This is a genomic window from Paraburkholderia xenovorans LB400, assembly GCF_000013645.1.
Classification (GTDB): Bacteria; Pseudomonadota; Gammaproteobacteria; order Burkholderiales; family Burkholderiaceae; genus Paraburkholderia; species Paraburkholderia xenovorans.
Window position 1 is genome coordinate 602,265 of sequence record NC_007952.1, and the last position, 23,487, is coordinate 625,751.

Annotated in this window: 19 protein-coding genes and 1 pseudogene; 16 read left to right on the top strand and 4 right to left on the bottom strand. The window is 60.5% G+C overall.

All coding sequences use genetic code 11. The features are described from left to right. Positions 1-65: 65 nt before the first annotated feature. The 10 genes and pseudogenes from BXE_RS24620 to BXE_RS43430 all read left to right on the top strand — a co-directional run. Positions 66-1,424: an MFS transporter gene (locus BXE_RS24620; protein ID WP_011490840.1), complete on the top strand. Its 1,359-nt coding sequence runs from the start codon at positions 66-68 to the stop codon at positions 1,422-1,424. Positions 1,425-1,686: 262 nt separating this feature from the next. Next, positions 1,687-2,838: a quinone oxidoreductase family protein gene (locus BXE_RS24625; protein ID WP_199577126.1), complete on the top strand. Its 1,152-nt coding sequence runs from the start codon at positions 1,687-1,689 to the stop codon at positions 2,836-2,838. Continuing rightward, a complete protein-coding gene (locus tag BXE_RS24630) occupies positions 2,835-4,376 on the top strand; it encodes a class I adenylate-forming enzyme family protein (RefSeq protein WP_011490842.1) in 1,542 nt (513 codons plus the stop codon). The genes BXE_RS24625 and BXE_RS24630 overlap by 4 nt, the downstream gene beginning before the upstream one ends. After that, entirely contained in the window at positions 4,373-4,780 is a 408-nt protein-coding gene (locus BXE_RS24635; RefSeq protein ID WP_011490843.1) for a PaaI family thioesterase, read from the top strand. Before BXE_RS24630 ends, BXE_RS24635 begins: the two co-directional genes overlap by 4 nt. A gap of 77 nt (positions 4,781-4,857) precedes the next feature. Further along, positions 4,858-5,340: a tripartite tricarboxylate transporter TctB family protein gene (locus tag BXE_RS24640; protein ID WP_011490844.1), complete on the top strand. Its 483-nt coding sequence runs from the start codon at positions 4,858-4,860 to the stop codon at positions 5,338-5,340. Positions 5,341-5,342: 2 nt separating this feature from the next. Further along, positions 5,343-6,938: a tripartite tricarboxylate transporter permease gene (locus BXE_RS24645; protein ID WP_011490845.1), complete on the top strand. Its 1,596-nt coding sequence runs from the start codon at positions 5,343-5,345 to the stop codon at positions 6,936-6,938. 156 nt (positions 6,939-7,094) lie between these two features. Beyond that, entirely contained in the window at positions 7,095-8,078 is a 984-nt protein-coding gene (locus BXE_RS24650; RefSeq protein WP_011490846.1) for an ABC transporter substrate-binding protein, read from the top strand. 634 nt (positions 8,079-8,712) lie between these two features. Further along, entirely contained in the window at positions 8,713-9,702 is a 990-nt protein-coding gene (locus tag BXE_RS24655; protein ID WP_011490847.1) for a porin, read from the top strand. An 88-nt stretch (positions 9,703-9,790) separates the two neighbouring features. Further along, a complete protein-coding gene (locus tag BXE_RS24660) occupies positions 9,791-10,981 on the top strand; it encodes a porin (protein ID WP_011490848.1) in 1,191 nt (396 codons plus the stop codon). A gap of 53 nt (positions 10,982-11,034) precedes the next feature. Further along, positions 11,035-11,298, top strand: a pseudogene (locus BXE_RS43430) (XdhC family protein); the annotation flags it as partial. 167 nt (positions 11,299-11,465) lie between these two features. On the opposite strand, the gene BXE_RS24665 reads toward BXE_RS43430, so the two are convergent. Next, complete coding sequence (locus BXE_RS24665) at positions 11,466-12,593, bottom strand: LysR family transcriptional regulator (protein WP_233518981.1); 1,128 nt, start codon at positions 12,591-12,593, stop codon at positions 11,466-11,468. A 704-nt stretch (positions 12,594-13,297) separates the two neighbouring features. Here BXE_RS24665 and BXE_RS24670 point away from each other — a divergent pair. The 5 genes from BXE_RS24670 to BXE_RS24685 all read left to right on the top strand — a co-directional run bounded on the left by BXE_RS24670 (position 13,298) and on the right by BXE_RS24685 (position 18,808). Continuing rightward, positions 13,298-14,260, top strand: coding sequence for a Bug family tripartite tricarboxylate transporter substrate binding protein (locus BXE_RS24670; protein ID WP_011490851.1), 963 nt, complete (start codon positions 13,298-13,300; stop codon positions 14,258-14,260). A 199-nt stretch (positions 14,261-14,459) separates the two neighbouring features. Further along, positions 14,460-14,597, top strand: a complete 138-nt coding sequence (locus BXE_RS46645; RefSeq protein ID WP_158340982.1) for a hypothetical protein — start codon at positions 14,460-14,462, stop codon at positions 14,595-14,597. A gap of 20 nt (positions 14,598-14,617) precedes the next feature. Next, entirely contained in the window at positions 14,618-15,124 is a 507-nt protein-coding gene (locus BXE_RS24675) for a (2Fe-2S)-binding protein (RefSeq protein ID WP_407668628.1), read from the top strand. A gap of 45 nt (positions 15,125-15,169) precedes the next feature. After that, on the top strand, positions 15,170-17,398 hold the full coding sequence (locus BXE_RS24680; RefSeq protein ID WP_040124995.1) for a xanthine dehydrogenase family protein molybdopterin-binding subunit: 2,229 nt from the start codon (positions 15,170-15,172) through the stop codon (positions 17,396-17,398). 105 nt (positions 17,399-17,503) lie between these two features. Further along, positions 17,504-18,808 (top strand): c-type cytochrome, encoded by a 1,305-nt coding sequence (locus BXE_RS24685; protein WP_011490855.1) that lies wholly within the window; start codon positions 17,504-17,506, stop codon positions 18,806-18,808. 225 nt (positions 18,809-19,033) lie between these two features. On the opposite strand, the gene tcuB is transcribed toward BXE_RS24685, so the two are convergent. From tcuB to BXE_RS24700, 3 genes are all read right to left on the bottom strand, one after another. Continuing rightward, the gene (gene tcuB, locus BXE_RS24690) at positions 19,034-20,248 is read right to left on the bottom strand and encodes a tricarballylate utilization 4Fe-4S protein TcuB (RefSeq protein WP_011490856.1); all 1,215 of its coding nucleotides are present in this window, start codon (positions 20,246-20,248) and stop codon (positions 19,034-19,036) included. Then, complete coding sequence (tcuA, locus tag BXE_RS24695; RefSeq protein ID WP_011490857.1) at positions 20,235-21,653, bottom strand: FAD-dependent tricarballylate dehydrogenase TcuA; 1,419 nt, start codon at positions 21,651-21,653, stop codon at positions 20,235-20,237. The genes tcuB and tcuA overlap by 14 nt, the downstream gene beginning before the upstream one ends. Positions 21,654-21,731: 78 nt before the next feature. Further along, on the bottom strand, positions 21,732-22,658 hold the full coding sequence (locus BXE_RS24700; protein ID WP_011490858.1) for a LysR family transcriptional regulator: 927 nt from the start codon (positions 22,656-22,658) through the stop codon (positions 21,732-21,734). Between the two features lie 294 nt (positions 22,659-22,952). Between BXE_RS24700 and BXE_RS24705 the strand changes: the two genes are divergently transcribed. After that, complete coding sequence (locus tag BXE_RS24705; RefSeq protein ID WP_011490859.1) at positions 22,953-23,486, top strand: thiamine pyrophosphate-binding protein; 534 nt, start codon at positions 22,953-22,955, stop codon at positions 23,484-23,486. Position 23,487 lies beyond the last annotated feature (1 nt).

The following is a 23,487-nucleotide window of genomic DNA, read 5'->3' on the forward strand; positions in this document are numbered from 1 at the left end:
ATGAACCGAGACGCGCGGCTGCCCTATATGCCGCATTCAATCGACATCGTGGGCGAATACGTACGATGACGACCTCCACACTCTCTACGGCGTCCGTCAATGTCTCGGCGCTTATCGAGCGCCAGAAGCTCGGCGGCTTCGCACTTGGCCTGATCGCCTGGTGCTTTCTGATCGTGCTGATCGACGGTTACGATCAGGTGGCGGCGGCCTTCGCCGCGCCTGCGCTGATCCACGCGTGGCACACGAACGCGGCAGGCTTCGGCCGCGTATTCGGCGTCGGCCTGTTCGGCGTGCTCATAGGGTCGCTGCTGCTCGGTTTCAGCGGCGACCGTTTCGGCCGGCGGCCGACGATCATCTGCGGTACGTTGTGGTTTGGGATCCTGACGATTTTATGCGGCTACGCGACCTCGCTCGAACAGCTGACAGTGCTGCGGTTTCTGGCCGGCATCGGGATGGGCGGCGTGGTGCCGAATACGGTCGCGCTCGTCTCCGAATATGCGCCGAAAGCGCGCCGAGCAACCTGGATCACGCTGATGTTCTCCGGCTTTTCGATCGGCGCGAGCGGGGGCGGCGCGGTCGCGTCGTGGCTGCTGCCGCGTTTTGGCTGGCCCGTGCTATTCGAGTTGGGCGGGGCCGCGGCAGTCGTGGTGGCGCTTGCATCGTTGGCGCTGTTGCCTGAATCGGTCCGCTTCCTGATCGTGAGCGGGCGCGGAGCGCGCAGGATCGCCCGTATTGCGAAACGGCTCGGCGGTGTCGACAGCGACGCCGTGCGCTACGTCGTCGACGACGAGGTGCGCTTACGCGTGCGGCCGGCCGCGCTGTTCCAGAACGATCTCGCGTACGTGACGCCGCTGCTGTGGGCGCTGTTCGTTCTGAATTCGCTAGCGCTGCATTTCCTGCAGAACTGGCTGCCGATCCTGTTCGGCATGGGTACGCTCGAGCCGGCGCACGCCGCCCAGGCGGCAATGATGTTTCCGGCGGGCGGAACGGTCGGCGCGCTGATGTTGAGCCGTTGGGTCGACCGCTACGGAATCGGGGTGATCCTGCTGCTGGCCGTGATCGGTTGTCCCGTTGCCGCATCGCTCGGGATGCCCATGCCGGTTGCGTGGCTGTTCGTGGCGGTGTTCGTGAGCGGCGCGTGCGTGATCGGCAGCCAGTTCGCGCTGTACGCGGTGTCCGGAATGGTTTATCCGACCGCGCTGCGCTCGACCGGCGTCGGCTCGGCCATCGGCATCGGCAAGTTCGGATCGATCCTGGGCTCGGTGCTCGGCGGCATACTGCTGGCGATGCATCTGCCGGTGGCGAAGCTTTTCGTCGATCTCGCCAGCGTATTTGTGTTCATCGCGCTGCTGGCAATCTGGCTCGGCCGGAATCGGCGCGTGAGCGAGCGCCAGGCGGCGGTCGGGCAAACGGGGGCATCGTGAAGCCGCCGCGATGACGGCGTGCTCCCGGCTGTGCAGCGGCGCGGGGGCGCTTATAGCGTGTCCACATCCTGTTCGCATCCACGCGGCTTCGGCCTCGGCTTCGGCTTCGGGCGGGCGTCGCGCGTAGCCGCACACCACCCCAGCGGCACGGTGCCGATTCGATCGGCACAGGCTCCGTGCCGGAGAGCCGGCATCTTCGGCATGCCGTCATATCTCCCGGTCAGCCGATGCTGACCACCCCCAATTCAAGCACCCCGGCGACATGGCGTCTCGTCATGGTTCCGCCGTGCCCGATCGACAGATCGGTCCTGAATTAATCACCACAGGCTATCAATCCCAATTTATTACTTGTTTGTGTCCGAAAAAACCGTCGAATACGATGATTCGCACTGATCTAGTGAAACAGCGGAGGTTTTTTGTGACATCGACGATGAAAGTCATCGCACTTCAACAGCATGGCGGAATGGACCAGCTCAAGCATGACAGCTGGCCCGTTCCGGCTCCGGCAGCGCACCAGGCGTTGATCGAAGTGAAGGCATGCGGGTTGAACTACATGGACGTATTCGTGATGCGTGGGATGCCGGATATGAAAACCGAAATGCCGCGCATCCCCGGCGGCGATATCGCGGGCATCGTCAGGGAAGTCGGCTCCGAGGTGTCGAAAGAGTGGCTCGGCAAGCGTGTCGTTCTGTTTCCCCGTTTCCCCGAGGGCGGTGTGCTTGGCGAAAATGGCAACGGCGGCCTGTGCGAGTTCATTGCGGCCGATCAGCGGCAACTGATCGCCATTCCCGACGGCGTCGATTTCGATGACGCCGCAGCGTTGCCGATCGCGTATGGCACCGCGCACCGCATGCTGTTCACGCGCGGAAAAATCAGCAAGGGTGAAAAGATCCTGATCCTCGGTGCGAGCGGAGGCGTCGGCGTAGCCTGTCTCCAGTTTGCCAAGATGGCGGGCCTCGAGGTGTTCGTTTGCACGAGTACCGAAGAGAAAGGGCGCAAGCTGAAGGAACTGGGCGCCGATCACGTCGTGAACTACGTCGAGAATCCGGATTTTGCAAAGGCGGTCTGGGCCGCGAGCGGAAAGAAGGGTGTCGACGTTGCGGTGAACTTTACCGGCGGGGATACCTGGATTCCCACGCAACGCTGTATGGCGGTTGGCGGTCGCATCCTCACGTGTGGTTCCACCGCGGGCCATATCTGTGAGGTGGACGTGCGCTTTATCTGGCATCGCGAAGTGGACATTATCGGGTCCCGCGCTTACGTGCCCACCGACATCGAAGCCTGCCTCGACTATGTCGCATCCGGTGAGTTGAAGCCGATCATCGAAACGAAATTCCCGCTGGCGCAGGCTGGTCTCGGCATTGGCCTGCTCGAAGATCGACGCATTTTTGGAAAGGTCATTGTCAATCCATGAGCCAACCTTTGAAAAACCTCGGCAGCATCGGCGACGAGTTCCGCAACGAAGATCGTCCTGTCATTATCGACCTGTGGGATAGCGAGAATCCGCGGGAAGTCGACTATCCGACTTTTCATGCGTCTTGCGACGCGATCGCGCGCGGCTTCGTTGCGCGTGGATACGGGAAAGGTACGCGCATCGGCATCTTCTGCTCGAATCGCCTCGAATTTCTCGAGGTGTTCTATGGAGCGATGCGCGCCGGCGTCATTCCGGTACCGATGGGAATCCTGCTGCCGAAGGATACGATCGAATGGATTATCCGCGACGCCGAATTGAAGCTTGTTTTCTGCGACTCGGAACTGCGCGCGAAACTGCCTTCCAATACCCCGCACATCGTCGTCGAGAGCGAGGAGTACGAGGCGTTCAAGGTACCCGGTCCGTTCGAAGCCATTGTGCCGACCGGCGACGACGTGGCGTTCCAGCCCTACACGTCCGGATCGACGGGCCGGCCGAAAGGCGTCGTGCTGTCTCACCGTGCGCACGTCTGGGTTGCCGAAACGATCTCGAAGGATCGGGGCTTCTGCCGGACCGACCGCATGATCGTTGCCGCACCGCTTTATCACAAGCATGCGATGAACGCGATCAAGTCGGTGTTCGTCGGCGGCTCGACGGTCGTATTGATGAAGAAATTCGAACCGCGCGCGTATCTCGATGCGGTGAGCCGTTACCGTGTTTCCGTGCTCTCCGGCGTTCCCACCATCTTCGCAATGATCCTGCAGCAGCGCGACCTGATCGAGGGTAAAGATTTTTCCTTCGTGCGGCTCGCCACTATGGGCGGTGCGCCGGCCTCGGATGAACTGATCGATGCCGTAGCGAAGATCCTCCCGAATGCCGACATCATCTCGATCTTCGGCATTACGGAAACCAGCGCCGCGCTGTTCGGATCGCATCCCGGGAATCTGACGAGACCCCGGCATTCGGTCGGTTGGCCGATTGCCGGTAACGAGTTCAAGCTGATCGGCGGTCCGGACGAGAATTTCGGTGTATTGCATGTGCGTGGCCCGGGCATGATGAACGGTTACCACAACAATCCCGTGGAGATGGAGCGGCGGCTCAAGGATGGCTGGTTCAATACCGGTGATGTGCTACGCAAGGACGCCGACGGCTGGTATTACTTTATCGGTCGCTCGGACGACATGTTCGTGTGCAGCGGCAACAACATTTATCCTGGCGAAGTCGAGTTGATGCTGGAGCGGCATCCAGATATCGAGCAGGCGGTTATCGTTCCGGTGCCCGATGAAATCAGGCATCAGATTCCTTACGCCTATGTGGTTCGGCGCAAGGGCTCGGCGCTGTCCGAGAAAGACGTGAAGGAACACGCATTGACCAATGCGCCGCCTTATCAATACCCGCGTAAGGTCATTTTCGTCGACCAGTTGCTGCTCAACGGCGTGGGCAAGATCGACCGCAAGGCGCTCCAGGCTCAAGCCCTCGAGATCTGCAGGACAGAGCGCGCAGTGGCGGCCGACGTGGCGGATCGCCCGGAGGGCAAATGACTATCGACGAGGCGCAGCAACTCGTGTCTCGTGGCCCGTACCTGAACTGGCTGGGGCTAGAGGTTCTCGACCTGGGAGCGGACACGATCACCGTGAAAGCGAAATGGCGGCCGGAATGGGTGGCCAACCCGACCCTCGGGCAGACGCACGGCGGCATTCTGGCCGCGTTGATCGACTTCGCCGCTGATTTCTCGCTGCTCAACAGCCTAGGGCACCCGGTTCCGACGATCGATATGCGAGTCGACTACCACCGCTTGACCAAACAGTGCGATCTGATTGCAAAAGGGCGCGTGATCAAACTCGGCAGGCAGTTTTCGATCTGCGAGGCGCAGATTTTTGACGGGAGTAATCTGCTGATCGCGAGCGGACGGGGCGCGTATATTACCGCGCCGAAAGAAAGTTAGCGACATACTGGGTCCGCCTCGATACTGGAGACCGATGTCCGGGGCACTGTACGCAGCCCTTTAACGAAGAGTGATCTATGTCAAACGGCAGGGAACGGCGGTTCGTGACGGAATACACGCGCGACTATTACGGTGGCGCGTTGATGCTGCTGGTAGGACTCGCTGCCGCCTTTCAGGGTTCGCGATACGGCATCGGCTCGATGACGCACATGAAGGCCGGCTTTTATCCAGTTGTATTAGGTGTGATTCTCGCAATCCTCGGCGTGATCATTGCAGGCAGCGCGACCAGGGTTCCCTCTGGAGATACGGAAGACGAAGCGCAACCATCGGAATGGCGTGGCTGGATCTGTATTGTTTCAAGCATTCTTGCTTTTCTCCTGCTTGGAAAATTCGGCGGCCTGTTGCCGGCCAGTTTCGCCATCGTGTTCATCTCGGCACTGGGCGACCGGGACAACAGCGTTCGTGCGGCGCTCATCGTCGCGACCGCTATTTCCGCCGTCAGCGTCGTTCTCTTCTGGTGGGCGTTGCAACTTCAATTTCCGCTATTCAGCTGGGGCTAATCATGGTGGTGCAATCTCTAACGGATTTGTGGCAAGGCTTTGGCGTTGCGCTTGAGTGGCACAACCTGATGTGGTCTTTCTTTGGCGTCGTGGTGGGTAACCTGATCGGCGTACTGCCGGGCATGGGGCCGTTGTCGGCGATCTCGCTGCTGTTGCCGCTGACGTATTCAATGCATCCGGTACCCGCGATCCTGATGCTGGCAGGGGTCTTTTACGGCTCACAGTACGGTGGGGCAATCGGTGCGATTCTGTTGAATCTGCCTTGCCATCCTCCTCACGCGGTCACCTGTCTCGATGGCTATCCTCTGACCCGCCAGGGCAAAGGGGGCACCGCGCTGGGGATCACCATGATCTCTTCGTTCTTCGCGGCATCGGTCGGCATTATCGTGATGATTTTCCTGTCGCCGGTGCTCGTCAACGTGGCCTTCAAATTCGGACCCAGCGAATTGTTCTCGATCATGTTGCTCGGCTTGCTGGCCGGCGGGACGATGTCGAGCGGATCGTCCGTGAAGGGCGTGGCAATGACCGTATTCGGCATGCTGATCGGCGTTGCCGGCATCGACATCAATTCCGGCGCAATCCGCTTCACGTTCGGTTTTCCCGAACTGGCCGATGGTGTGCAACTGGTGGCGCTGGCGCTGGGTTTGTTCGGTGTCGCGGAGTTCCTGCGGAATGTCAATCGCATGCATGTGGTGGGTTCGACTGCGAAGGTGCGCCTACGGGATATGAGACCGAGCCGCGCCGAGTTGAAGCAATCGTTCTGGCCTATGGTCCGCGGCACGGGAATCGGCACGCTGTTTGGCGCGATGCCGGGGACCGGGCCGACCATCACGACGTTCATTGCGTATGCGGTGGAGAAACGGATTTCGAACTCGCCGGAGCGGTTTGGCAAGGGCGCATTGGAGGGCGTGGCCGCGCCGGAAGCGTCATCCCACTCCAAGACGCAGGTCGATTTCATCCCGACCATGAGTCTCGGCATTCCGGGCGACCCGATCATGGCGTTGCTGCTGGGCGCGTTGCTGATTCATGGAATCCAGCCCGGTCCACTGTTGATCAGCAAGCACGCTGACATTTTCTGGGGCCTGGTGGCCAGTTTCTGGATCGGCAACGTGCTTCTGGTGCTGCTGAACGTTCCGTTGATCCAGCTATGGGTGAAGGTGCTTCAGGTTCCATACCGGTTTCTGTATCCGTCGGCGCTTCTCTTCATTGCCGTAGGTGTGTATTCGACGGACAACAGCCTATTTGAAGTCGGCGAGGTGCTGCTCTTTGGCGTGGTCGGCGCCGTTCTGCTTGCGCTCGAATTCCCGGTAGCGCCCATTCTTCTCGGCTATGTGCTCGGACCCATGATCGAGGAAAATTTCAGGCGGACGCTTTTGCTCTCGCACGGACATCTTTCGGCGTTCATTCTGCATCCGATCAGTGCTGTTTTTATTGCGGCAAGCGCGATTCTGATCGCTGCCCAGGTTTACTTTGCCGTTCTTGCCCGCATTCGCAAAAGAAAACTCAGGGAACTGTTGCCTGAACCTCCGAACATGGAACAAAGCCAGAGCGCAAGAGAGCGGGAACTCCTGCGTGGTGATGCGAACCAGCATTCCTGAACACATGGAATCAGGCCTGGTTTTCGCCCGGTTGCCACGCGATAACCGGAAGCCGGGTCGTCCCGGACGGAGTAAAGACGGGCAGATCGGCTAGCCGCGTTGGAGCGGCGCCGGTTGCCTGCCAGATTGATAGCTTTGGACGTCAAAGGTGGACTAATGAAGAAGATACAGCTGACGCTAGCCGTCGGGGACTACGAGATTACGCGTCCGCTCAAGGACGGCACCGTGCAGGCGGAAGGAATCGATCTTACGGTTCTGACAAGCATGGATTCGATAACACGGCACTGGCGTTTTCTACGTAACAACGAATTCGATATTGCGGAGGTTTCGGCGTCCTCCTATATCGTCTCCCGTGACCGCGACATGCCGTTTCGCGCCATACCGGTTTTCCTGCACCGCCGATTCCGCCACGGCTTTATCTATATCAACAAGAACAAAGGCATTACCAAACCCTCGGACCTCATCGGCAAAAAGATCGGCGTGAAGGCTTACCAGGTGACGGCTGTCCTTTGGCTGCGTGGCATGCTTGAGCATGAATACGACGTGCCGCACAAGTCGATTGACTGGTACTCGGACCTCGACGAAGACATCGATTTCACACCGCCCGAAGGCGTGCGTCTAACGCGTGTGCGAGACGATCAGTCAGTCGAGAAGATGCTGGCGGAGGGCGAACTGGACGCGCTGCTGCACCCGGACATCATAGACCCGATTCTCAACAAGGATCCCCGCGTTGGCCGGCTCTTTGAAGATACGAAGGCGGCGGAGATCGATTATTACAAGCGCACCGGCATTTTTCCGATCATGCATATGATGGGGATCAAGAAAGAAGTGGTCGAACAGTACCCGTGGGTGCCGCGCAGTTTATTCAAGGCGTTCGAGCAGGCGAAGGCAATGGGCATGAAACGCATGCGCAATCCGCGCGTCGCGCCGCTTGCCTGGTATCAGGATGCACTGGAGGAGCAGGAAAGACTTCTCGGCCCCGATCCCTGGCAATACGGCCTGAGCGCCGAAAACGTGAAGAATATCGAAACGCTGATGGGATATTCGCATGAGCAGGGGTTGATCAGTCGGATGATCCCGATGAATGAACTGTTCCTCGATCTTTCGGAAGGCGCGAAGCGCGGCACGTTCCGGACTTGATGGATGCATCGTGGGGGGCCTTTGCCCCCGTTTGCGTAGCAACCGGACTTGCTCCGGGGAATCACGCGGTATTCACGCATCATGCCGTGATGCCATTCAATGACAGCTCCAGGTTCATAAGACGACAAAGTCGGCGCTGAAACGCACCTGGATTCTGGCTCAACCTTCCGCTTCTCCCATGAAGTGACCCGCATGCCGGTCGCAGCCTGTTCTGTCGCTACGGTCCCTGTCGAAATAGTTCAACGTGCACCTTGCGTTCGCAACACGCCTGGCAGGAGCCGTTGTGAATGCTCGTGCATGGGACATAAAGATCACGCGCAATTGGCAGGAGGGTAGTTCACAGGGGATTTCGCAGCGCCTGATGTGCGGAGATCGACGATCTTCATCTATCGGAAAATAGAAACAATGGACTGAAATTAGTTGTGTTTTTTTCCCCTCATCCAGAGAACCTATAATCGGTTCAACAGTCGGGCACGCGGTCCAATCTCTGTCGTCGTAAAGAAAGTTTTCCCCGCACGAAGAAAGAATTGATTGCCATCGGCGATTGACATTCCATTGTTGTTAGGAATGCGAATGCACGGAGATAAATAGATTGTCAATAAAACTGAAGTCAATCGTAATCGTGGTGCTAGGTATGGTGGCGCTTCCTGTCTATGCACAGAGTGGCGTAACGTTGTACGGCATACTCGACGAAGCTTTGCAGTTCAACACCAATAGTCAGAATGTTGTTCACGGTCGGAACGTTGGCGGCAGGCAATGGAATCTCAACTCGCTATCTGGTCCTAGCGGTAGCCGCTGGGGTATGCGGGGCGCGGAAGAGCTCGGCTCCGGACTGAGTGCCGTGTTTACTCTGGAGTCGGGCATCAACCTCAATTCGGGCGCATTCGGCCAGGGCGGAACAGCGTTTGGCAGGCAGGCGTTCGTCGGGCTGCGAAGCCGGGAGGCCGGTAGCGTTTTCATGGGGCGGCAGTACGACAGTATCAATGACTATGTGGCGCGCCTGTCGTTCACGCTCTCGGGATATGGCGGTATCGATCATCCTGGCGATCTCGACAACATGGGGCACCAGTCGCATATCAACAACACGATCAAGTATGTGTCGCCGAACCTGCGAGGTCTTACGTTCGGCGGTACTTTGTCGGCGGGCGGAGTGGCTGGTTCCATCGCGCAGAACAGCGGATTTTCGGTCGGCGCGCGCTATGCCCAGGGACCGCTGAAGCTCGGCGTCGCCTACGAGATCTACAGAAATCCGTCGAACATTGGAGCTGCGCTGAACAGTAACGCGAATGCGGTGAGTCCAACTAGCACGTCGATCTTTGAGTCGCTCAACTCCGGCTATTTGACTGGCGCGAACCCGGCGACCACCTGGCAGGTCGGCGCGGTAGGGGGAACTTATGATTTCGGTGCGGCCACGCTCGGCCTCGTATGGTCAAACGTGCGCTACGGCAACATCGGGCGCTACAACGGTGCCACGGCGACATTCAACGACATGGAAGTACATGGAATCTACCGGTTTGGCCCGGCGCTATCAGCCGCGCTCGATTACAACTATCTGAAAGGTAACGCGGTTTCCGGGGACATCGGGGACCAGACATACCATCAGGCCATATTTCGAGGTTCGTAGTTTAAAGGTAGATGGCAGTTGCGCAGAGGCGATCTGATCGCAAGCCGATATCAGTAGTACTTATCACATATATAAACGGAGGTCACAGATGAGAAAGAAGTCAGTTGCAATCGCGGCGCTGGGCGCACTTGCGTTGCCGGCCTATGCGCAGAGCACGGTGTCGCTTTACGGCGTAATCGACGAAGGTCTGCAGTTCAATACCAACAACAAGAATAATGTTGGTGGCCACAATGTTGGCGGCCGGCAGTGGAATCTGGACTCGCTGGCGGGGCCGTCCGGAAGCCGCTGGGGGATGAAGGGCGCGGAAGATCTGGGTGGCGGCTTGAGCGCGGTGTTTACGCTGGAGTCTGGGGTCAACCTCAACTCAGGCAGCTTCGGCCAGGGTGGTACGGCGTTCGGGCGCCAGGCGTTCGTTGGTTTGAGCAGCCGCCAGTTCGGTAGTGTGCTGCTCGGCCGGCAATACGACAGCATCAACGATTACATCGGTTATATGACTTTCGGTCTCGCCGGCTACGGTAGCGGCCTCGCGCATCCCGGTGATATCGACAACACGACGCACGAGTCACGGGTAAACAATACGGTCAAGTATGTATCGCCGAACTTGCGGGGCCTTACGTTCGGCGGCACGGTCACGACTGGCGGCGTGGCCGGATCGGTTTCGCAGAACAGTGGGTTTTCGGCGGGGCTGGGATACAAACAGGGTCCGGCCACCTTCGGCCTCGTCTACGAGCTCTTCAAGAATCCGTCTAACGCGGGAGCCGTGCTTAACAGCAATTCGAATGCGGTGGCGCCAACCAGTACCACGATCTATGGTTCACTGAATTCGGCGTATCTCACCGGAGCCAATCCGGCAACATCGTGGCAAGTCATTGCCGCAGCCGGGTCCTACAATTTCGGCGCCGTGACTGTCGCTGGAGCGTGGTCGAACGTGCGATATGGAAATATCGGACGGTTCAATGGAGCCTCGGCGACGTTCAACGACGCTGAAGTGAACGGCATGTATCAGGTCAATCCGGCAGTATTCGTTTCGCTGGCTTACAACTATCTGAAGGGTAATGCCGTGTCGCGCGACATTGGTGACCAGACCTATCACCAGATTTCGGCGATGGCCGACTACCTGTTGTCCAAGCGCACGGACGTCTACGTTACCGTAACGTACCAGATCGCGAGCGGAACGAACTCCACGGGTGCTCCGGCTGTTGCGGATATCTCGCTGGTAGGCGACTCGTCGAATAACCGGCAGGCACTCTTTCGCGTGGGGATGCGCCACCGGTTTTAAATCCGCAGCACGTGCGCAGCCGCCTTCGGGATGCCAGCAGAAGGAGACGCGTAATGAACCGCGTGGACCTCGACGTTCTGAAGTCCAGTTATCGTTGGCTGGCCGACGGATGTCGAGTGCTGCTCGTGACAGTTGTCGGAACATGGGGTTCGTCGCCGCGGCCTGGAGGCGCGATGCCTGCTGTTCGTGCCGACGGTCGCGTGGCGGGCTCGGTATCGGGCGGCTGTATCGAGGATGACCTGATCGAGCAGGTACGTCGCAACGGTATCGAGCAGACAAGGCCTCAGTTGGCCGGATACGGCGTCAGCGTGGAGAAGACGCGGTATGTAGCGGCGTCGCTCGTCAAGGTGTCCGGCAGCGGTTGGAGCACAGGCAACGTGAGTGGGGCGAGAGCAGCGCCGGCCGATGCATGAGAACAAGCGACGCCGGCCCGGAGGCAGGGCACGGGTTGCGCGCCGTCGGCTGAACGCGCTCGCGCGCCGGTTCAGGCCGCCTTGCCCTGGTCCTGGCGCGGGCCGTCCCAATGGTAATCCTCTGCGATGTTTTCCATTAACGCATCCACAAGCCGCTGTGTATTCGGCGAAAACGATCGCAACTGCCGTGTTATCAGACAAACCTCGCGCGTAATCACCGGCTCGGACAGCTCACGGAACGTAAATTTCTTGAGAGGACTCGCCAGCACGGACAATTCAGGCAGCACGGAAATGCGACCGCCGAGATTCAGCATGGCGAAGAGGGAGTTCGTACTCGACGCGCGATCGTGCAAGCTTGCTTTCTGGTGAAAGCCTAGCGCGGGGTGAGAGTCGAGGAATGCGCCAATACCCGTGTCGTTTGCCAGTGCAATGTGCTCGAATTCGGACAGATCCGCCCAGCGGAGTGGCTGCCTGATTTTCGCAAGAGGATGGTCGTCGGGGTAAAGCACGCCGAAACGATCTCCCAGGATCGGCAAATAGGTCAGATCGGGAAAGTTGTTCAGCCGGCTTGCCATTCCGAAGTCGGCTTCACCGGCCAGAACCGCACGCTCCACCTTGTCCGCGCTGCCGTCGCTTACCGAAATCGTAATGTCCGGGTAGGCGCGCCGGAACGATGCCAGTGCGGGAGCCAGCACATGTTCGATCATGGAGGGCACCGAGGCAATCCGCACGTGGCCTCGATGGCTTAGAGATATGGCCTTCAGGTCCCCAATGGCGGTATCGAAGTCCTGCAGAACCCTGTCCGCGATCGGTTTGAAGCGCGCAGCGTCTTCCGTCATGACCACTCTGCGTGTCGTGCGGTCAAATAGCTTGAGCCCCACTTCCTCTTCAAACTGCTGGATCGTTGCGGTTAGCGACGATTGTGTCTGGTAGAGACGTGCCGCAGCGAGAGTGAATGAGCCTGTATCGGCGACCGCGGCAAAACAGCGGAGATGGCGAAGCGATATCTTTCTCATCTCGGGGACCCCGTTGACATCGATGCATATGTCCCAGCCGGAAACGCCCCGGTGGGGGATCGCGGGCATGGTGGATGCAGAAGGCGCTGCTGCGGAGCTACTTGGGCTCAATGCCTCGTCCGGATTGCCGGCCTGCATGCGGCATCCACGCAGTCCGGCGTCTCGTATGACCGCAATAGTCATGGCTCCGCGGTCCGGACCCCGCTGACTGTCAGTTCGTCAGCTCGCCGGTTCTGCAGAGAGTGATGCGACAGATCTCACGATAAATCGGTGCTTTTATGATTGCAAGAAATTAAAAAAATGCCATTGTTAGCCTTTTTCGATAGATGGTCAGCCTGACTCGAATCCGCTCCGTATGGGGAAAGTCAATTGAAAGGCTGCCGTTGCCGCACATCGTCGCGGCCGCAACTATCTATCGGAAAAATATAACAATGGGTAGAAATTGGTTGTGTTTTTTTCCATCTGTGCGAAGAACCTATAATCGCCACAACACTTCGCTATGCCTGATCGCTCGTTTCTGACGGCATACGGATTACGCGGCGTCGCGGTGTCATTGTCGAGCCGTGTGCACAGCAATAGCAGTCGGCATGACGGCGTTCGCTGCCTTCGCGCAACCCGTGCGGGCGTGAAGAACGTTCGGGGGTGAGCGAGGCATGGTCAGATACCTGGATTGCCGTTTTTCCGTTTCGGCCGCATGGGTAATTAATTAGGCATGCGAATAGAGACGGTCCACGTGTGAAAAGGAGGCGAAGGCGATGGTAAGCGAGTTGGCCAAAGATCGGTCAGTGCAGGGACGCGGCGCGGCCCGTCGGCCTGGTGTCGGGGCCGCACGATCGACGCAACGCGAACGCTCTCGCCGCGCTGGCCGTTTTCTCGGCACGGTATTGATGGCGGCATCATCGATGCTGTTCCAGCCTCGTTACGCGGTTGCAAACGGTGTCGACAGTTACCCGGACAAACCGGTGCGCATGGTGGTCGCGTATGGAGTGGGCGGCGTCGCGGACAATATCGGCCGTGTGCTGGCCGCGGGCTTGACGAAGGCTCTCGGCCGATCGGTGTTCGTCGACAACCGCGGTGGCGGGGGCGGGACGATCGGCGCGACGCTCGTGGCCAAAGCCGCGCCGGACGGCTACACCATTCTACTGACCAGCCCGCCGATGATCGCGGTAGCGCCGCTGTTGCTGCCGGATATCTACTACAACCCGACGCGGGATTTCACGCCGATCGGCACCTTCGTGACCACGCCGAACATTCTCGTGGTGAACAACTCGTTGCCGGTCAAAACGCTGGCGGACCTGGTGTCTTACGCCCGAGGACCTGCCAGGGGAGATGTGAGCTTTGCGTCCGGTGGGACAGGCAGTACAGGTGATCTGTCCGGTCAGATTCTCAAGAGAACGGCCAATATCGATCTGATCGCCGTGCCCTATAAATCGTCCGCGCTGGGTTTTCCTGATGTGATCGCCGGGCGCGTTTCGATGCTGTTCGATTCGGTACCGTCGACTCTCGGCTTCATTCGCGCCGGACAGGTTCGGCCCATCGTCGTGATGTCCGACAAGCGTTCTCCGCTTCTGCCCGCCGTACCGACTGCGGTCGAGGAGGGCTATCCCGCTGCGACCATGCAGTTCTGGATGGGTATCGAAGGGCCGGCGAACATGCCGCCTGTCATCGTTGCCAGGCTGAATGCGGCCCTGCGAACCGCGATGGCGACGCCGGAGGTGGCGAAAAGCATGGAAAGCCTCGGCGCCCAGCCTTTTCTGACGTCGCCTCAGGAGTTCAGCGCATTGCAGGATCGCGATATCGCCAAATACAAGCCGTTGATCAGGGAAATTGGTCTCGGCGCCGGAGATTGATCGGCGGGGTGATCCGGTGTGGGAAATATTTTAGTCATGGTCTCGATCTCTGGCAGAGGAGGCGGCGCGTGGAATGAATGAAATACGGAAACACCCGTTGATGAACTCAGTGGGCAACGCTTTGGGTGCGCGGCGATTGCCGACAGCCTGGTTGATACGGGGCGCACAACGAAGCGCACAACGACGCGCACGCGCACTAATGAACGAGAGCTGTTACAGCCTGATGTTCGACTGGTTTGCGGGGCTTACGGCATGGGGCGCCGTGTGGGAGAGCGTCGTGTGTCCTGATGAGAGCGCGCAACTGATGCAACACGAAGTCTCCGAGGCTTTCCTATGACAACCGGAATTACCATTACCGTGAACGGCCGGCAGCATGCCGTTCAGGCCGACCCCGAAACCCCGCTTGTCTACGTATTACGCAATGAGCTTGGACTGTATGCGACGAAGTTCGGCTGTGGTGTTGCGCAGTGTGGCGTGTGCTCGGTGCTGCTCGACGGGCAGGAGATTCGCTCCTGCATCATGCCCGTGTCGATGGCTGCGGGACACGAAATCACGACGCTGGAGGGGTTAGGCGAACTGTGGGAGCAACGAAAGCGCACGCCCGGCACGTCTTTACATCGTGAACCCGAAACGACGGATCTGCATCCCATACAGGAAGCGTGGATCAAGCTGCAGGTACCGCAATGCGGCTATTGTCAAAGCGGGATGATGATCCAGGCGGTCAGTCTCCTGAACACGAATCCGCAGCCCACGAGAAGTGACATTGTCGCTTCCATGCAAGGGCACATCTGCCGTTGCGGCACGCACATGCGGATCATCTCGGCGATCGAACAGGCCGCCGACCACATGAGCAAGGAAGGCTGAGCGATGCCACGCGAGAATCTTCCATCGTCCCCGGCGGGGAATGTCGTGTCGCCCGGTCGGCGCGGTTTTCTGAAAGCCGGCGGCGCACTGGTCGTCACTTTCTGTATTCCGGTGATCAGCTCGAGCGCCACGCGCGCGGACACCTTCGGGAAAGTGCCTCCTGAACAGCTGGACTCGTGGATCGCGGTCCAGCAGGATGGTTCGGTGTCCGCGTTTACCGGCCGCATCGATATGGGAACAGGTGTTGAGACCGTGTTCGTCCAGGCGGTGGCCGAAGAACTGGACGTGCCGGTCAGTTCGGTCACGTTCGTTATGGGCGACACCGCCAGAACGGTCGATCAGGGTAAGTCGACGGCCAGCAACAACATTGCGAGAAATCTTCCGCCGCTGCGCCAGGCAGCGGCGGAGGCCAGGCTGGCCCTCATGGATCTGGCTGCGGCCCGGCTGGGTGTGCCGTCGCAAAAGCTTGTCGTCAAGGACGGCGTGGTCAGCGTGTCCGGCGGCGGTCAATCGGTCAGCTATGGGGAACTGGTTGGCGGCAAGCGTTTCGACATCAGGCTGGGCGTCAAGGGGGACGGCAACCGGACCCAACTGACCGGGCGTGCGAAACTCAAGGATCCGAAGGAATTCAAAGTACTCGGTACTTCCGTGCCACGCGTCGACATTCCGGCAAAAGTGCAGGGCAAGTTCAAATACGTGCATGACGTCGTGGTTGACGGCATGGCGCACGGTACGGTGGTGCTGCCGCCCGCGCGCGGGATGAAGCTGGTGTCCGTGAATGGTTTTGCGCAGCCGGTTCCCGGCGTGGTCAAGGTCGTGACGCGCGGCAATTTCGTCGGTATCGTTGCGGAGACCGAACAGGCGGCCGTGCGTGCGCGAAATGCGCTGAACGTGACGTGGGCGCCCGGCACGAACGAAAATTTCGACGACATGTACGGCACGATCCGCAAGACGCCGGTCATCAAGGACGAGATCGAAGGCGTGGTCGGCAATGTCAGGACCGCTTTCGCGAACGCGGCGACGGTGGTCGAGGGAACCTATTATCTTCCGGTGAATTCGCACGGCATGATGGGACCGTCTTGCGCCGTGGCGGATTTCCGCGAGGGCAGCCTGACGCTCTGGTCCGGATCGCAGTGGCCGGACGGTACGCGGCGCGACGTGGCGGGCATGCTCGGTATGCCCATCGACAAGGTCAGGCTGATCTGGGTTCAGGGCTCGGGTTCGTACGGGCGCCTCGGCGTGGACGATGCTGCGGGCGATGCCGCGCTGCTCTCGCAGGCCGTTGGAAGGCCTGTACGGGTGCAGTGGCAGCGCGCGGACGAAAACCAGTGGTCGCCGTTCTGTCCGGCCGCCGTCATTCACGTGAAGGCCGGGCTCGACGCACAGGGGAAGATCACCGCGTGGGAGTTCGAGAACTGGACACCGGGCCACTCGACGGCCGAACAGGGCAATATACTGGCCTGGCGCGCGCTGGGCACCAACCCTGGCCACAAACGCCTGAGCGGCGGCGCCGACAGTCCGAGTTACGACATCGCCAACATCAACGTCGTTACGCATTACACCCATGAGATCGTCCGCGCGATTTACATGAGATCGGTCGCGGGTATTCAGAATGCCTTCGCGATCGAAAGCATGATGGACGATCTGGCCGCGAAAGCGGGCATGGATCCCATTGCATTCCGCCTGAAACACACCACGAACAAGCGCTCGAGAATCGTGCTCGAAACCGTGGCGCGCAAAGCGGGCTGGAAGCCGTTGCAGAAGCCCGTGATCGACGGCGATCTGATCGAAAGCCGGGGCATTGGCGCCTTGTGCGCCGGAGACGGGAAACTGGCGAACCACGGGGCCTGGGGTAATCTCGCCACGATCGTCGACATCGTGCTCAACAAGCGGACCGGCGTGATTCGCGTGAAGCGGGTTTTCGTCGCCTTCGACGCAGGAAGAGTCGCCAATCCCGACGGACTGCGCAATCAGGCCGAGGGTGGAACGATCATGGGTATCAGCCGCGCGTTGAAGGAGCAGGTATTGTTCCGCGGCGCCGCGGTCGCTTCCGCGGACTGGCTGACGTATCCGGTTCTGCAGTTCAGCGACGTGCCCGAATCGATCGACGTCACCTTGATCGACTCCGATCATGCGCCGCTCGGGGCAGGCGAGGTGCCGAACGTGACGCCGGCATGCGCTATCGGCAATGCCGTTTTCGCGGCGACCGGCGTGCGGATTCGCGAGCTTCCGCTCACGCCCGATCGCGTCAAGGCGGCACTCACCGTTGCCTGACGGACAACCGCGGCGGACAACGTGACCCCTGGTAAGGGCAGGGCTGCGAGGCGATGGTTGCCGAGATGAGCCCTGCCTGCCGACACTTCAATTCAAAAGGCAGGCATGAAACATCTGAATCTGGCGACTGCGGCCGCTTTGTGTGCGCCGATCGCGCTCGCAATGGTCAGTAGTCCGGCGTTTTCACAATCTCGTCCCGAGTCGAACGGAGCGTATCTTGCGAGAGCGGCCGACTGCGTGGCCTGCCATTCCGTGCCGAACGGAAAGCCCTTTGCGGGCGGACTCAAAATGGGCACACCTCTCGGCAATATCTTCAGTACCAACATCACGCCGGACAAGGCGACCGGGATCGGAAACTACACGCTCGCCGATTTCGATCGGGCCGTGCGAAAAGGTGTGGCCAAAGACGGCCGCCACCTGTATCCGGCCATGCCGTACCCCTCGTACGCGAAGATCTCCGACAATGATCTGAGCGCGCTGTATGGCTATTTCATGCACGAAGTGGCGCCGGTGCGTCAGCAGAACAGGCCGGTCGAGATCAAATGGCCGTTGAACATGCGCTGGCCGCTCGCGATCTGGAATACGGCATTCGTGAATACGCAGCCCTACGCGGTGAACCGCGCCCATGACGCGCAATGGAATCGTGGCGCCTATCTCGTTCAGGGGCTCGGCCACTGCGGCGCGTGTCATACGCCGCGGGGCTTCGCCTTCCAGGAACAGGCGCTCGACGATCGCGATGGCCGGTTTCTCGGCGGTGCGACGCTGGACGGCTGGACGGCAAGCAATCTTCGTGAAGATCCGGCTACCGGGCTGGGCTGGTGGAGCGAAGCCGACATCGTCACTTTCCTGAAGGAAGGCAGCAATGGCCACGCTTCCGTTTTCGGTCCGATGACCGACGCGTATAACAATAGTACGCAGTTCATGAGCGATTACGATCTGAAGGCGATTGCGTCGTATCTCAAGTCGCTTTCCGCCGCTGACGCGAACGAACCAGTCTACGCATACGACGACGCGACAACGAAAGCCTTGCAGCGAGGAGATCTTCGCGATCCGGGCGCGGAAGTCTTTCGCACGCAATGTGCCAGTTGCCATGCCGTCAACGGCAAGGGGCTTGGCGACCGTCTGCCGGCTCTGGCAGGTAATCCGAATGTCCTCGCCAAAGATCCGTCGTCCGTCATCAACCTCATTCTCAACGGCGCACAACGGGTGGTTCGTCAAGGCATGCCGGATACCTACCGCATGGCGCCGTTCAGGCTTCAGCTGAGCGACAGGGAGATCGCCGACGTCGCTACCTGGATCCGGCATTCGTGGGGCAACAAGGCGAGCGCGGTTTCGGCGAGCGAGGTGGAGAAACTGCGCGCCAGTACCGACATCAGCAGCGATCGGGTCATCGTCCTGCGGATGAAATAGGGTTTCCCGCCGCGCCGCAGGCGCGCGGCGAGATCTCACGAACCGGCGGACGGGCGGGGGGATTTTTGAGCTGCAAACGCTGGCTGAACAACGCGGAAGGCCAGCGTTAGCTGGCGCAGGAAGGTGAATACTGCGGCTGGTCGGTTCATTGAGCAGCGAATCACGTTGCGCGGTTGGGCGCGCAACGTGATTGCAGGGAAGCGGAAGGTACTTCGATGGGACGTGTCAGTCGCCCTTGAGTTGCAGGTTGCCGGGCTGGCGTTTTTCGATCGCATACTTGAGCAGCGCCGCGCTGCGGAAGATGCCGTGCGCGAACTTGCCATACGGTAGCGTGAGGAAGAGTCCCATGACCACCCCCAGATGCACCGCCAGCAGCAGGCTCATGGCCCGGCTGTCGCGCAGCGCAAGCAGCAGCAACCCCGTCGCGCTGGTCAGCAACAGCAGCGCGATGAATCCACGATCCATCGGTCGCTGTGCCACATCACCCTGTTTGGGGTCGCGTCGCAGGTTCAACCACAATAGTCCCGCCGGACCCACCAGCAGTCCGATGCCGCCCAGCGAGCCCAGTATGACGGGCAGGCTGAAGAGCGGATACGGCGCGTGATAGTCGAGCAAATAGTGATAGAGAGTTGCGATGCACGTAGCGGCAAAGCACAGCATGAAGCCATAAAAGGTGAAGTGATGGAAGCGCCGCCGGCTGAGCGTGAACGCGTCGTCTTCATTGTTGCAGCCTTTGCCATGACCGCCGTCCAGATACTTGAGTCGCAGCGCATCATAGGTCGCGTCCGCAACCGCGGCGCCTGACGCGGAACCGGGACTGACGTTGCGCCAGAACCGCGATACGCCCGTTCCGAGCGCCACCATCGCGAACAGAAAGACAACGCCGAACATCAGCGCGAGCACGTTGTGCGGAAAGATCGCATAGAAATTGCCGCCCGTCGGCGCGTGCAGCAGTCCGCCATCGATGCGCGCGGTCAGCGAGAGGAACAACGCGAGTCCCGCGGCCACGGCCAGTGACAGCGTGAGCCCGTTGCGCTGATATAGCTTGCCGAGCGGCGCCGGCCACGCGAAGTCGACATAAGTTTCCCCGCGCACCTTTGCCATTGCCTGCGGTACGTTGACGGCGAATTCGTGAGGCGCGGCATACTGGCACGCATGCAGACATGCACCGCAGTTGTGGCACAGGTTCGCCAGATAGTGGACGTCGGCCTTGCCGAATTCGAGCCGGCGGTTCATGGCCGGGAAAACTGCGCAAAAACCCTCGCAATAACGGCAGGAATTGCAGATCTGCATGACGCGTGCGACTTCCGCTTCGCTGCCGGTGAGATCGCCCTGCAGAATATCCGCTCTGGTTCTGAAGTGGAGGGGTTGGGCTGCGGCAGAAATTCCGTCGCCGGCCAATCTGGTTGCGTCGTGAATCAGATCGTCAAGCGGCTTCATGCAGTGCTCCGGTTTGGTGTCGTTGAAGTGCGGCTTTCGCTGCCTGGGTGCCGGCAATCCGGCCGAACGCGGTGCCGATGGACATGCCGACACCCGCTGTATAGCCCTTGCCGAGCACGTTGCCGGCCATCATTTCTCCGGCCACGAACAGGTTCTCGCTAGGCCGGCCGTTAAAGCGCACGGCGGCTGTTTCGTCCACCTTCAGGCCGAGGTACGTGAAGGTAATGCCAGGCCGTACCGCGAACGCATAGAACGGTCCGGTGTCGATAGGGCGTGCCCAATGGGTTTTGGCCGGCTGCAGATTTTCAGTGTGGCAGTCGTCGAGAACGGTGTGGTCGAACGTGCCGATGCGGCAGGCCGCGTTATAGGTTTCGACGGTCTGCACGAACTGCGCTTCGTCCAGGCCGATCTTGCGCGCCAGTTCCGGCAGCGTGTCGGCCTGGATGCCGGGAAACACCGGCGGCATGAAACGGCCGATCGCTTTCGCGTCGATGATCGAGTAGGCGATCTGGCCAGGCTGGAGCGCGGTGAGCCGTCCCCAGATGGCATAGCGTTTCGGCCAGAAGTCTTCGCCTTCGTCGTAGAAGCGCACAGCGTCGCGGTTCACGACAATGCCGAGCGACACGCAGTCGATACGCGTGCAGATGCCCCCGTCGTAGAGCGGCGCGCGCGCGTCGATAGCCACGCAATGGCCCTGTGATGGGTCGCCGATAATGTCGGCGCCGTGTTGCATCAGGAACTTGAGCAGCACGCCCTGATTGAACCGGGTGCCGCGAATCAGGAAGTTTTCGCCAGGCCATTCGCCGCGTTCGTTCTGCCCCCACGCCTCACGCAGCCATTCGCGGTTCGATTCGAAGCCGCCGCAAGCGAGTACGCAACTGCGTGCTTCGATACGCCCCGAGCTCGTGTGGGCCGCGATGAAATTGCCGTTGTCGTCCAGCTCGAGTGAATCGACCGGTGTCTCATAGCGGATCTCGACACCCAGTTGCCGGGCGCTGCGGTAGTAGGCATTGACCAGCGCCTTGCCGCCGCCCATGAAGAACGCGTTGGTGCGGGACAGGTGCAGCGTGCCCGAGAGCGGCGGCTGGAAATTGACGCCATGCCGGCGCATCCAGTCGCGGCACGACGACGAGTGGCGAATCACGAGCCGGGCCAGGTGTTCATCCGTGATGCCGCCCGTGACCTTGAGCAGATCCTGCCAGAATTCCTCTTCCGGATAGGCGTCGACCAGCACGTCTTGCGGCTCGTCGTGCATGCAGCGAAGGTTGCGGGTGTGCTGCGAGTTGCCGCCGCGCCATTCGCGCGGCGCGGCCTCGAGCAACGTGACGCTTGCGCCGGCTTCGCGAGCCGTCAGCGCAGCGCATAAAGCGGCGTTGCCGCCGCCGATTACCAGAACGTCGATCATGTGCGGGTGTCCTCTTTTCTTCACCGCACTATAGGGACGTTGCCCGATGAGCGCCACGCTACATCGGGCAAGAGGCCTTCACGATTCGTGAAGGGTGGCGCCGGGCCAGTTGCCGCTGGTGACCTGCGCCGAGGCCACCCGGCTAAGCAGCACGCGGGCGGCAAGCGCGGCCGGCGACAGTTCGTCGTCGGAGAGGCTCACCAGAAGATTGGGCCGGTGAAGGAAACGATCCCGGATCTCGCGGACTTCGAGCGGCTGCCCGCTCAGGCGTGCCGTGGCCGCGCCAGGCTGAATGGTCGCGCCGAAACCGTCCTGCACCAGATCCATCAGCACGCTCAGGCCGTCGATCTCGACGCTCACTTCGGGCGTCACACGCGCCCGCACGAACGCCGCATCCAGTAGCGCGCGCAGTCCGTGGCTGCTGCTGGGCAACACGAACGACAAACCCGCCAGATCACGCAGCCTGACCGGGCCTGCCGCGGGCAGTCCTTTCATGCCGGGTTTCGCGATCAGGAACAGCCGTTCGTCGATGAGCGGCAGCACGCTCCAGCGTTGCGCGGCTTCGGAGCGGAACAGGACCGCGAGGTCGAGCCGGCGTGAGTTGAGCATGCTGCTGAGGTGACCGGATAAAGCCTCGACGAGATGAACGCGGACGTCGGGATAACGTTCGCGCATCGCCCGAAGGAAAGGCATGGCGAGGACCGATGCCGTGGTGGCCGCCATGCCGACGCTGACGTGACCGGTCAGCCGCGCTTGTCGGGCGGCATGCGCAGCGCTGTCGGCGTGCCGTAGTGCCAGTTGTGCCTGGCGAAGAAACGCGATGCCTGCGTCGGTGGGTGTGACGCCCGTGGCCGTGCGCGTCAGCAACCGGGCGGCCAGTTCGCCTTCGAGCCGGCTGATCTGCTGGCTGAGCGCCGATGTGACGACGCCGAGGTCGGCGGCGGCGCGCCCCATGCTGCCGTGTTCGGCCACCTTGATGAAGTAGCGCAACTGGCGGAGTTCCATTAAGTGCGTCCCATGAAAGGGGTTCCTGCCGAGAGAGTCGGTAGTGTCGCACATCATTTTTCCGCTTCGTGAAGGGGCTTTTTCCCCGCGCGGAAAGCGGATTCATTGGTCAATGCCGCGCGGTGGCCCATCGCCAGGCGCAGCACGATTGCGGGTGGCCGCATTTATCGCCAAAAGTGAGTAATGGACAAAAACTAGTTGTTTGTGCCGATCAAATGGGCGACTTAGGATATTTTCATCGCACCGGCCTCGGCGCCGGCTGCGCACTACGAGACACCCAGAAGAGGAAATCGAATGTCTGTCGAAACACCCGTGAAGACCTGGGCCGACGTGGTCGTCCAGGCGTTGAAGTCCAACGAAGTGCGGCTCGTGACCTATGTGCCCGACAACGTGTTGAGGCCGCTGATCGACGCGGTGCACGCCGATCCGTACTTCACCGTTATCTGCCCGGCGCGCGAGGAAGAAGCGGTGGGCATCACGGTGGGCGCCTACATGGCCGGCATGCGCGGTATCACGCTGATGCAGACCAGCGGTTTCGCCACGCTGCCCAATGCGCTGGCCTCGCTCGTGCGGCCGTATCAACTGCCGCTCGTGATGCTGATTTCCGAGCGCGGCACGCTCGGCGATTTCCAGCTCGGGCAAGCCGTGGTGTGCCGCACGATGCGGCCGGTGCTTACGTCGCTCGGCATCGAGCACTTCGCGATCGAACGTCTGGACGATGTCGAATTCGTGGTCGACCGCATGATCAAGCAGGCGTTTTCCACGCAGGAGCCGGCCGCCATCATTCTTTCCCCTCTGCTCACCAAGAAGAGCAACACGTCCCAGTAAA